General features: G+C 60.6%; 1 protein-coding gene and 1 pseudogene. Both read left to right on the top strand.

Features of this window, described 5'->3' with window-relative positions:
* Window positions 1-448: hypothetical protein (locus N4G66_RS45165; protein WP_261710149.1), on the top strand; the 448-nt coding region annotated here is incomplete at its 5' end.
* Window positions 436-1,157, top strand: a pseudogene (locus tag N4G66_RS45160) (hypothetical protein); the annotation flags it as partial. The gene N4G66_RS45165 and the pseudogene N4G66_RS45160, both read left to right, overlap by 13 nt.

The following is a 1,157-nucleotide window of genomic DNA, read 5'->3' as shown; positions in this document are numbered from 1 at the left end:
GTACACCTTCGAGTGGCCCAAGACGGGTGACAAGGACAAGGACGCGGTGCTGAACGACAGCGAGCAGTTCATCAAGGCTGTGGACATGGCGATTGCTGAACAGGATCCGCTGCACAAGGCGTACCGCTTTTACTCCGAAGGCACGGCGGCAGCCGGGAGCCAGAAGTTCATCCAGGAGTTCGTGGACTACAAGGACCGCGTCACTGGTGCGAAGCGCTACTACAAGTCCAACGTGAAGATCAATTCCGATGGAACGGCGGGATTTGTCTACTGTGAAGATCAGAACAAGGCCTACAACAAGAGCTTGAAGACGGGCAAGACCGAGGTGACTCCGAAGTCGAAGGACAACTACGTCCTCTACAGCAGCTTTCTTCGGGTCAACAAGCAGGACATCTGGATCACGGAGAAGCTGACATCGCAGCGGGGGAGCACCGCATGCCAGTCCTGAGGTTCCGAAAGACCGGAACGGTTGCCGTCGCGGCTTCCGCGGCCATGCTGATCTGCTCGCCCCAAGCATTCGCGGGATACGGGCACGGTGGTAGCACCAACGGCTCAAATACCAAGGCGTCCGGTGACTCGGATGGCAATGGCAATCTTTCCGTCACGGCGGGTGCTGTGGTCTTCGACCGTTCGAAGAACGGGTCGGGTGGCTCTGCCGGTCCGGTGACGGCTGCGTCGGGTAACTGGACTCCGCCTGCCTGCTATTACGCCCCGAAGTACACGCCGGACAAGTTGCAGGAGTACTTGGAGCCGATCTGGGCTGCCGAGTCGACGGGTTCTGAGTGGGACTTGGAGCAGCGGAACAAGTACGTCAACGGCGGTGTGTCCAAGGATTTCAACAAGGCCAAGACCGGCCAGGGGTATTGGTGGGACTCGTATGTGACTGAAGGTCGTGAGGGTGACCCGCGTGCGCTGGACTGCACGAAGGGCATCTTCTGGGTCGACAAGGGTGCTGCGCCGCCGGCGGACGTTCCGGAGGCGATCACTCCCCAGATGTTGGCGCAGCTGGCGTACGGGGAGATACGTGTGCCGTCGACGAAGGTGGATTTGGCTCCCGCGGGTACGACGAAGGTGAATCTGCCGACGTGGGCGTGGCTGGACACGGCGAAGTTCAAGGCGGTGTCGGTGACGGCGTCGGTGCCTCTGCTCGGTGTGAC

This window comes from Streptomyces rhizosphaerihabitans (assembly GCF_025399795.1).
GTDB lineage: Bacteria > Actinomycetota > Actinomycetes > Streptomycetales > Streptomycetaceae > Streptomyces > Streptomyces rhizosphaerihabitans.
The sequence above is the reverse complement of the archived record's forward strand: the minus strand, read 5'-3'. Positions and strand labels throughout refer to the sequence as shown.